This window comes from Streptomyces blastmyceticus (assembly GCF_039521185.1).
Taxonomy (GTDB): Bacteria; Actinomycetota; Actinomycetes; order Streptomycetales; family Streptomycetaceae; genus Streptomyces; species Streptomyces blastmyceticus.
Window position 1 is genome coordinate 174,087 of record NZ_BAAABW010000022.1, and the last position, 7,629, is coordinate 181,715.

General features: G+C 75.3%; 6 protein-coding genes. 4 read left to right on the forward strand and 2 right to left on the reverse strand.

The genetic code is table 11. The features are described from left to right. Positions 1-29: 29 nt before the first annotated feature. Complete coding sequence (locus ABD269_RS20425; protein ID WP_344119736.1) at positions 30-2,510, forward strand: transglutaminase TgpA family protein; 2,481 nt, start codon at positions 30-32, stop codon at positions 2,508-2,510. 159 nt (positions 2,511-2,669) lie between these two features. Here ABD269_RS20425 and ABD269_RS20430 read toward each other — a convergent pair whose 3' ends face one another. Beyond that, entirely contained in the window at positions 2,670-3,077 is a 408-nt protein-coding gene (locus ABD269_RS20430) for a DUF3040 domain-containing protein (protein ID WP_344119738.1), read from the reverse strand. A gap of 238 nt (positions 3,078-3,315) precedes the next feature. After that, entirely contained in the window at positions 3,316-4,080 is a 765-nt protein-coding gene (locus ABD269_RS20435; RefSeq protein ID WP_344119740.1) for a methyltransferase, read from the reverse strand. 285 nt (positions 4,081-4,365) lie between these two features. Here ABD269_RS20435 and ABD269_RS20440 point away from each other — a divergent pair, with 285 nt between their 5' ends. The 3 genes from ABD269_RS20440 to ABD269_RS20450 all read left to right on the forward strand — a co-directional run bounded on the left by ABD269_RS20440 (position 4,366) and on the right by ABD269_RS20450 (position 7,547). Next, positions 4,366-5,007: a TetR/AcrR family transcriptional regulator gene (locus tag ABD269_RS20440; protein ID WP_301887997.1), complete on the forward strand. Its 642-nt coding sequence runs from the start codon at positions 4,366-4,368 to the stop codon at positions 5,005-5,007. 361 nt (positions 5,008-5,368) lie between these two features. Then, positions 5,369-5,989, forward strand: a complete 621-nt coding sequence (locus tag ABD269_RS20445; protein WP_301887994.1) for a DUF4126 domain-containing protein — start codon at positions 5,369-5,371, stop codon at positions 5,987-5,989. Positions 5,990-6,020: 31 nt separating this feature from the next. Beyond that, on the forward strand, positions 6,021-7,547 hold the full coding sequence (locus ABD269_RS20450) for a phytoene desaturase family protein (protein ID WP_344119743.1): 1,527 nt from the start codon (positions 6,021-6,023) through the stop codon (positions 7,545-7,547). Positions 7,548-7,629: the final 82 nt, after the last annotated feature.

Below are 7,629 nucleotides of genomic sequence, written 5' to 3' on the forward strand. Positions count from 1 at the left end.
TCCGGGCCGCCGTCGACAAAGGGGTTCGGATGAGTGGGAGCGTGCGGCTCGCCGTCTGCTCTGCGGTGGCGACGCTGGCCGCGTCCTGCGCGCTGCTGCCGTTGATCGACACCACCACGTGGATGCTCCAGGCCGCGATCCTGCTCACCGTGCAGACCGCGGTGGGCGCGCTCGCCCGCCGGGTGCCGCTCGCCGGGGCGCTGACGGTGGCCGTGCAGGCGCTGGTCACGCTCGTGCTGCTCACTGTGGTCTTCGCCCGCTCCCAGGCGCTCGGCGGGCTGCTGCCGGGCCCCGATGTCTTCCGGGAGTTCGGGCAGCTGCTCCAGGAGGGCGCGGACGACGTCGGGAGGTACGCCATCCCCGCGCCGGCGACGGCCGGCATCCGGCTGATGCTGGTCGGGGGCCTGCTGGCGATCGGCCTGATCGTGGACGCGGTCGCGGTGACCTGGCGCAGCGCGGCGCCCGCCGGGCTGCCGCTGCTCGCGCTCTACTCCATCGCGGCGGGGCTGGCCCAGAGCGGCAAGGACTGGCTGTGGTTCCTGGTGGCGGCGGCCGGTTATCTGCTGCTGCTCCTGGCCGAGGGCCGGGACCGGCTCGCCCGGTGGGGCCGGGTCTTCGGCGGCGGTGCCCGGTCGCGGTCCCCGGGGTTCCTGGCCTCCGGCGCGGGCCCCGCCCTCGCGCCGGTGCGCACCGGCCGCAGGATCGGGGCCCTCGCGCTGGGGATCGCGCTGGCGGTGCCCGCCGTGCTGCCGACGATGGAGGGCGGGCTGCTGGAGCCGCGGGACCGGGCGGCCGGTCCCGGCCGGGGGGACGGCTCGGGCTTCGACGCCGTCCGCCCGCTGGTCTCGCTCCGCGACAGCCTCAACCAGCCGGAGAACCGCGAGGTCATGCGCTACCGCACGTCCACGGAGAGCACCCGGGAGCTGTATCTGCGCATCGTCGCGCTCGACCGGTTCGACGGCGCGTCGTGGCAGCCGTCCGAGCGCCGCGTCACCGACGTCCCGGACGTGCTGCCCACCCCCACGGGCCTCGCCCCGGGGGTGCGCACGGATCCGGTGAACACCTCGATCGCCGCCGCCGGTTCGTACGCGCAGAACTATCTGCCGCTCCCCTACCCCTCCGAGCGGGTCCGGGTGGACGGCCGGTGGCGGTACGAACCGGAGGGCCGCACCATCGCCGGCGACCGCGGGCAGACCACCCGGGGCGTCCGCTATCAGGTGTCGAGCCTCCTCGTGCAGCCGACGGCCGCGCAGCTCGCGGGCGCGCCCGCGCCGCGCGAGGAGGTGCTGCGGGAGTACACCAAGGTGCCGGGGTCGCTGCCGGAGGTGGTGGGGGCGACGGCCAGAAAGGTGACCGCCGGTTCGGCGAACGCGTATCAGCAGGCGGTGAAGCTCCAGGACTGGTTCGCGGTCGACGGCGGCTTCGCCTACGACACGGAGGTCGCGTCGGGCGGCGGCAGCGACGCCATCGCGAAGTTCCTGGAGGCCAAGCGGGGCTTTTGCATCCACTTCTCGTTCTCCATGGCGGCCATGGCACGGACGCTGGGCATCCCCGCCCGGGTGGCCGTCGGCTTCACCCCGGGCACCCCGCAGTCGGACGGCTCGATGTCGGTCGGCTCCAAGGACGCGCACGCCTGGCCGGAGCTGTATTTCGAGGGTGTCGGCTGGACCCGGTTCGAGCCGACGCCGAGCCGGGGCACGGCCCCCGACTACACCGTGGCGCAGGAGCCGTCCGCGGCTGATCCGGGGGTGCCCGCGCCGCTGCCGGACCGGAGCGCCGCGCCGTCGGCACGCCCGCCCGCGGCGGGCGGCTGCACCCCGCAGCTGCGGCGGCTGGGCGAGTGCCCGGCGGCCGGCGAGGCGTCCGCCGCGGGCGGGGGTCATGACGGGGGGCTGTCGCCGGGGGCGGTGGCAGGCGTCGCGGTGGGCGGGCTCGCCGTGCTGGCGCTGCCCTTGCTGGCGCCGCTGTGGCGGCGAAGGCTGCGGGCCCGGCGGCTCGCGGACGCCGGACGGCACGCGGATGCACCCCGGGCACACGCACCGGGCGCCCCCGGGGAAGCCGCGTCCTCACCCGAGGCCGCCATGGAGCGCACCCTGGCCGCCTGGGCCGAACTGACCGACTCCGCCTGGGACTACGGCGTCCCGCCCGACGATTCACGGACGCCCCGGAGCACGGCGGCGCGCATCGTGCGGCTCGGTGGGCTGACGGGCGCGGCCGAGGAGTCCGCGCACCGCGTCGCCACCGCGGTCGAGCAGGTGCTGTACGCGCGGCGGCCCCAGCCGACCGCGGGTCTGGCGGACGACGTCGAGCGCGTACGGGCGGGCCTGCGCGCCTCGGTGGGGCGGTCCGCCCGGGTGCGGGCCGTGGTCGCTCCGCGTTCCGCGGCCCGGCTGTTGTGGGGGTTCTCCCGGCGGCGCGCTGCGGCGGGAGAGCGGTTGCGGTCCGGACGGCTGGGCACGGCCTGGCGCCGCGCGGGCGGTGCGCTCCGTACGGCCCGCGACCGGAGTTGACGGCCAGTCAGGAAGGTGGGGGCGGCGGCCGGTAGCCGGGCGGGCCGCCCCGGAGCGGGGGCGGCTCAGGACCAAGGGCCGCATCGGCGAGCGGGCAACGACAAGGGGCCAGGACATCCGTCCTGGCCCCGCGTCATGCCGCTTCCGCGGCGGAAAAGCTCAGTGGCCCTGCTCGTCGCGACGGCGCTGCCATCGCTGCTCGATGCGGTCCATCACGGTGCGGCGCTGCCGGGCCTGACCACGGCCGCCCATTCCCCCCGCCGGGCCGGCACCACCGGGCTGCGCACCGGGCCGGGGCGCCTTGCGCCAGCCGGTGACGGCGAGCGCCGCGCAGCCCAGCATGACCAGGAAGCCCACCACGCTGATCCAGTACTGTCCCGGAATCATCACGCCGGCCATCAGGAGCGCGATGCCCACCAGAAACCCGGCGGCCGCCTGGTATACCCGTCGCCGGGTGTACGTGCGCAGGCCGCTGCCCTCGAGCGCTGTCGCGAACTTGGGATCTTCGGCGTACAGCGCTCGCTCCATCTGCTCGAGCATGCGCTGCTCGTGCTCCGAGAGCGGCACGGAGTCCTCCTACTCGTCGGTCGCGGGGGGCGACCGGGGTGCGACCCTTTCAGGATAGGCAGGGAATCGCCCCCATGAAACCCGCCCCTCTGCGCCAATTCGCCCACCGATATCAGTGTGGCGATCGGTGGTGTCGGGACGTACATTCCCTCTCCGCCGATGCGCCATGCCGGACGGTGTCCCCCGATCATACGGGGCGAAGCCGCTGATCGGGTGGCCGGTCACCTACCGCGTACGGTCAGCCACGCTCGGCCAGTACGTGCAGCTGGGTGGCCACCGAGTGGAAGGCGGGCAGCTCGGCCGCGGCGGCCTCCAGCCGGAGCAGCGCGTCCATGGCGCCGGGCTCGGCGTCCAGCAGCACACCGGGCACGAGGTCGGCGAAGACGCGCACGCCGTGCACCGCGCCGACCTCCAGACCGGCCGCGGTGACCAGCTCGGAGAGCTGCTCGGCGGTGAACCGGCGGCGGACGGGGTCACCGGCGCCCCACTGCCCAGCAGGGTCGGCCAGGACCTGGCGGGCCTCGCTGAAGTGACCGGCGAGGGCCCGGCCCAGCACGGCACCGCCGAGGCCCGCGGCCAGCAGGCTGAGGGTGCCGGAGGGGCGGAGCGCCTCGACGACGTTGCGGACGCCCTCGGCGGGGTCGTCCACGTACTCCAGCACGCCGTGGCACAGGACTGCGTCGAAGGCACCGCGCCCGACCACGTCGAACAGGCCGTGGGTGTCGCCCTGGACACCGCGCACCCGGTCGGCGACCCCCGCCTCGGCGGCCCGGCGCTCCAGCGCGAACAGGGCGTTGGGGCTGGGGTCGACGACGGTGACCCGGTGGCCCAGGCGGGCCACGGGCACGGCGAAGTTGCCCGAGCCGCCACCGGTGTCGAGGACCTCGAGGACGCCTCCGTCCTCCCGTCCGGCGGCCTTGACCCGGCGGTCCAGGGCATCTCGCAGGACCTCCCAGACCACGGCGGTACGGAGGGACGCCCGGGGGCGCAGCGGGTCTGACACGGCGGGTGGCTCCTCGGCGGTGACGTGGGGCAGGAAGCGGGCGAAGGCGGCCCGGTGGTTCTCGGTGCCCCCAGCCTAGGGCCTGGTCCGGGGGTTCTCTCCCCAACCCGCCCCGCGCCGCCCGGGCGGGCCCCCGCTCCCCGGAGGCGACGGCTCCGCGCGCTCCGCGAGTACCGGTGAACAGGGCGCTCCCACCGGCCGGTTCCGGCCCTGGCGAACGCCCGTGGGCGGGCGCGGGACCGGCTGCGCCTCCGGCGGCCGGGCGGTGGCAGGGAGAATCTCTTCATGGACAGCAGCGACAGCAGCAGTACGCGCCGTCAGAACACCCGGCGAAAGCTCTTCGAAGCCGCGGTCACCCTCATCGCCGAACAGGGCTTCTCCTCCACCACCGTGGACGAGATCGCCGAACGTGCCGGAGTCGCGAAGGGCACGGTCTACTACAACTTCGCGAGCAAGACCGTCCTCTTCGAAGAGCTGCTGCGCCACGGCGTGGAGCTGCTGAGCGACGCTCTCCAACGGGCCGCCGACGAGACGGCCGGGCGCGGTGGCGGCCGGGTCGAGGCGCTGGACGCGATGGTCCGCGCCGGCCTGGACTTCATCTCCCGCTATCCCGCGCTGGCCCAGCTGTACGCGGCCGAGCTGTGGCGCACCAACCGGGCCTGGCAGCCGACGCTGGCGCAGGTACGGCGGCGGGCGCTCGCCGTGATCGAGCGCGTCCTCGCGGAGGCGGTGGAGGCGGGCGAGCTGAGCTCGGAGCTCGATGTCCCGCTGACGGCGGCCGCGTTGTTCGGGATGGTGCTCGTGGCCGCGCTGGACCGGCAGTCGTTCCAGCCCGAGCGGTCGGTCGACGAGGTGCACGCGGCGCTGTCGCAGCTGCTGCAGGGACGGGTGGGCGGCGGCATCCGCCAGCCGCAGGGCGGCGTCTGACCCGGCCGGGGTCCGCGGCTTCCGGAACGTACGGGAAAGCTTCCGGAGCGTACGGGAAAAGGCGCCGCTCCGGCGCCGGCCGATCCCCCTCGGCCGACGCCGGAGCGGCGTTCCCCCGTGCTCCCCCGAGCCCCCGTCTCTTCGTCCGGGAGCCCCCAGACCCCCCGGTCACGTCAGGGCCGCCGCACCGTTCCGCCGCACCGTGTCGGCGGTGCCGGCGCGGACGCCCCTTCCGTGGACACCACTCTTCCTTCCCCCGGGGCATGCCCCATCCGCGCAGCTACTCATCTCCTCTTCTGAGTACGTGTACTCAGCCCTGAGCGTTCGGACGCAGTCGGACGCCCCGGATACGATCACGGGCGTGTCGGTACTCCCGTTGGTTTTCACGAGTGGCTGGGCGAGCGGTGTCAACGCCTATGCCGTGGTCCTGCTGCTCGGCGTGCTGGGCGCGACCGGCGCCAGTGACCAGGTGCCGGACGCGCTCCAGCGCCCGGACGTCCTGATCGCGGCCGGTGTGCTCTTCCTCTGCGAGGCGGTCGCCGACAAGATCCCTTACGTGGACTCGGCCTGGGACGCGGTGCACACGGTCATCAGGCCGGTCGCCGGCGCGGTGGTCGGGGCGCTGCTGGCCGGGCAGAGCGGTTCGCTGTCGGACCTCGCGGCGGGCGCGGTGGGCGGCTCGACGGCGCTGGTGAGCCATCTGGTCAAGGCGGGCACCAGGGCGGCGATCAACACCTCGCCCGAGCCCGCCAGCAACTTCGTGATGAGCACCGTCGAGGATCTGGGCGTCGCCGGGATCGTGGTCTTCGCGCTGTTCCACCCGCTGGCCGCGGCGATCATCGCGGCGGTGCTGCTGGGGCTGGGGATCGCCCTGGTGGCGTTCTTCTGGACGCGGATCCGCCGCTACTGGCGGCGCAGGCGGCAGCGGCGCGCGGAGAAGAGCGGCGCCTGGCCGGAAGGGGCCCGGCCGCCGTCGGCCTGAGCTGTCGGTGGCGCCGGATAAAGTCGCTCCCATGGCACGGATTGCGGTGATCGGCGCCGGGATGGGCGCGATGGCGGCTGCTGCCCGGCTGGCCGTCGCGGGCCACCGGGTGGTGGTGTACGAGCGGGCGGCTACGTACGGCGGCGGCGTCGGGCGGCTGACGAGGGACGGCTTCGCCTTCGACACGGGGCCGGGGCTGCTGCATCTGCCCGCCGTCTACCGCGACTTGTTCGTGAAGACGGGCAAGGAGCCGCTGGAGCGGTGCGTCGACCTCGTGCAGGTCGACCCGGCGAGCAGCCACGTCTTCGCCGACGGCACGGTCGTCGCGCTGCCCAATGCCTCGCGTGCCGGTGTGGTCCAGGCGCTGGACGAGGCGGTCGGCGCGGGCGCGGGCGAGCGCTGGAGCGATCTGGTCAACCGGGCGCGCGAGGTCTGGGACGCCACGCGGCGGCCGCTGCTGGAGGAGCCGCTGCGCGCGGACCCCGCGGCCCGTGCGCCGCTGGGGCGCGACCCCTATCCGGCGGTGCGCAGGCGCGGGTTGTTCCGGCGCAGCGCCCCGGTCACGCTCGCCTCCGTCGCGGAGCGGGAGTTGAGGGACCCCCGGCTGGTCGCGCTCCTGGAGAGCCACGCCCTGGCGTACGGGCTGGACCCCCGGCACACCCCCGCGAGCGCGACGGTGCTGCCGTACATGGAGCAGACCTTCGGCAGTTGGTATGTGCGCGGGGGGATGCGGGGGCTCGCCGACGCGCTGTACGAGCGGTGCGTGGCCCGCAAGGTCGAGTTCCGCTTCGGCGAGGAGGTCGTGGGCCTCTTCGAGAAGGACGGGTGTGCCGCCGGTGTGGAGCTGGCCGGTGGCGCGGTGGCCGAGGCGGAGACGGTGGTCGCCGGGGTGTCCCCCGGGCGGCTGGCCGCGATCGCGCCGGGCGCGGCCGGGAATGCGGACGTGCCGCCCGGCAGGTTCACGGTCTGCCTCGCCCTGCGGGGCGCCCGGCCCGCCGCCGCGGCGCACCGCACGGTGGTCCACGGGCCGGACCGCGACGCCGAGTTGACCGAGGTCTTCCGCGCGGGCGCCGCGGGCGCCGGGGTGCGCGAGCCCGGCCCGTGGCGTTACCGCCCGACGGTGACCGTGCTGCGGCCGGACGACCCGGCCACGCGTCCCGACGACGGGCACGAGGCGGTCACCCTGACCGCCACGGTGGCCCCGCACGGGCAGGTCGACTGGAGCGACGAGGTGACGGCCACGAGCTTCGCGGACCGCATGACCGACGCTGCGGAAGCGGTGCTGCCGGGCCTGCGGGAGCGGGTGCTGTGGCGGGAGGTCCGCACTCCGGCCGATGTCGAGGCGGCGACCGGCGCCGAGGGCGGCGGCGTGCCGGCGCCCGTGCTGGCCGGTGCGGACGGGCGTTTCCTGCGGCCCGGGAATGTGACGCGGGTCCCGGGCCTGTACCTCGCCGGCGGCTTCGCCCACCCGGGCGGGGGGCTGGCCCATGCGGGGATGTCGGGCGCGATGGTGGCGGGGTTGATCGTGTCGGGGACGGACTGGCGCGGCTCGGAGTGAGGGCGGTTTTCCCCTGTCCCGCCCCTTCCCGAAACCGGGGCTCCGCCCCGGACCCCGGTCCTCAATCGCCGGACGGGCTGGG

Coding starts and splice junctions, on each gene's coding strand:
- ABD269_RS20425 (WP_344119736.1), top strand. CDS start 30: ATGAGTGGGAGCGTGCGGCTCGCCGTCTGCTCTGCGGTGGCGACGCTG.
- ABD269_RS20440 (WP_301887997.1), top strand. CDS start 4,366: ATGGACAGCAGCGACAGCAGCAGTACGCGCCGTCAGAACACCCGGCGA.
- ABD269_RS20450 (WP_344119743.1), top strand. CDS start 6,021: ATGGCACGGATTGCGGTGATCGGCGCCGGGATGGGCGCGATGGCGGCT.